This is a genomic window from Arachidicoccus sp. (assembly GCF_050436765.1).
GTDB lineage: Bacteria > Bacteroidota > Bacteroidia > Chitinophagales > Chitinophagaceae > Arachidicoccus.
In genome coordinates this window covers 1-1,511 of sequence record NZ_JBNQGD010000032.1, presented here as the reverse complement: position 1 = coordinate 1,511, position 1,511 = coordinate 1, and the positions used below count along the sequence as shown (strand labels likewise).

The 1,511-nt window shown below is 33.7% G+C and carries 2 protein-coding genes; one reads left to right on the top strand and one right to left on the bottom strand.

Annotation, left to right across the window (positions count from 1 at the left end; all coding sequences use genetic code 11):
* Nucleotides 1-886: ATP-binding protein (locus ACQR30_RS01260; protein ID WP_429730136.1), on the bottom strand; the 886-nt coding region annotated here is incomplete at its 3' end.
* 220 nt (nucleotides 887-1,106) lie between these two features.
* Between ACQR30_RS01260 and ACQR30_RS01255 the strand changes: the two genes are divergently transcribed.
* Nucleotides 1,107-1,511: DUF3322 domain-containing protein (locus ACQR30_RS01255; RefSeq protein ID WP_429730133.1), on the top strand; the 405-nt coding region annotated here is incomplete at its 3' end.

Genomic DNA, 1,511 nt, shown 5'->3' with positions numbered 1-1,511 from the left:
CTGTTATTAGAAAATTCTCCCACAGTGCTCCAACATCATTGCGGAATTCAATCGGACTGAAGTTTTGAATGAGTGCATTACGAATCCCATTGTCATAAAAATATATTTTATGATTTGTCTTTATTTCATTGCGTAAATTTCTGCTAAATGTAGTTAGGGGATAGATGATATAAGATAATTCCAATAGCCGAATATAATTGGACACCGTATTTTTGTCAACGCCTATCAGTTGAGCAATTTCATTAAAACTTACTTCACTACCAAGTTGAAAGGCCAATGCCCGAAGAATTTTTTCCAAGATTTCTGGCTTTTTCAGATTCCCCTGTGCTAAAATATCCCTAAACAAGTAGCTCTGTGTGATTTCATTTAAACTTTCAATTTCTTCGCCTCGGTTATTGATTACATCCGGATAAAATCCAAAAATAAGACGTGTATTTAAATCTCTCGATGCAGTGAGGAAGTCACGCGATTGCTCATATTCTTCGTATGATATCGGATACAAAAAATATTCTCGTTTTCTTCCTGTTAAAGGCTCATTGGTTTGATTACGTAATTCAAAGGCAGAAGAACCACTAATAACCAATTGTACATTTTTGAATTGATCATGAATAATCTTAGCTGTCAAGCCTATGTTTTCAATGCGCTGAGCTTCATCGATGAATACGATTTTCGATTGACCAATAATTGTTTCCAATTGAATTGTATTGGGATTCGTTAAATTGGATCGAACTACCGGATCATCTCCATCAAGAAAAAGGAAATCATGTTCCCTTAGTATTTCTTTAACAAGCGTTGTTTTACCCACCTGCCTTGGACCAATGAGAACAATTGTCTTACCTTTAAATAGCCTTTCAGACAATGTTTTTTTGAGGATTCGGCCAATCATAATTGTTACTTTATTCACCAAATATATGACTTTTTGGTGAATTTATTCACTAGAAAGCTTAACTTTTAGTGAGTATACTCATCAAGATGCACAAAAATTAGGATAAATATCAAAAAATCACAGTTAAAAAAGAATGGTAAATAGAGTGAGCGGACATGATGAAAAGGCGAAAAGCAATTGACCTTCTTACCTCAGACTTTCAAAATTGTAATTAAATTAGGTGTTTGGAAGGATTCATTCAAAGTTGTCTCATAAAGTAAAAATTCCAAGAACAAACACTTCATTATTTATCGACGAGATTGTTTTAGGATGTTTAGTAGATAAAAATGTGAATTGGGATGATGCGCTTAAAGTGTGCCAATATTTTATTCAAACACGGAGACCAAACCTTTATTTGCGACAATTGCCAATAGAGATTCATACAAAGTTTATAGAGGAAAATATTACACTGATACAATCTTTGCTTGATTTCCTTATTCCAGATCGTATTCGTTCCACCACCCAAAAACGTTTTACGGAACGATTCTTTTTAAAATATGATGAGCCTTTAATTAGAGTTAGACTTTTAGACCATCAACAGCAAGATTATTATAAGTTCACGGACATCAGTATTCCCTCTCCGATT